The sequence below is a fragment of the Oleiphilus sp. HI0123 genome (genome assembly GCF_001635315.1).
In genome coordinates this window covers 1-261 of sequence record NZ_LWGE01000709.1, presented here as the reverse complement: position 1 = coordinate 261, position 261 = coordinate 1, and the positions used below count along the sequence as shown (strand labels likewise).

1 pseudogene is annotated in these 261 nt (G+C 44.8%); it reads left to right on the top strand.

Annotated features, from left to right (window positions below):
* Window positions 1–47: 47 nt before the first annotated feature.
* Window positions 48–261: pseudogene (locus tag A3761_RS06345) on the top strand (hypothetical protein); the annotation flags it as partial.

The following is a 261-nucleotide window of genomic DNA, read 5'->3' as shown; positions in this document are numbered from 1 at the left end:
CATCCTGGTTAATCGTTTTTATTCTATATTGCCTCGCTTGGCTGCCGATGAACAAAAAGCATCAGTATGCAGAAAGCCTTGGGCGTTTCGTTTATCGACGCATGAAAAACCGTGGCAAGGTGACCCGGCAGAATATAGAGCTGTGTTTCCCCGAGCTTAGCAGTGACAAGCAAAATGAGATAATTGAAGGCAGTTTTATTTCTACTGCTGAAGGCTTGATTGAGATGCTGCAACTTTGGTGGCGAGATGTTACTCCGTATC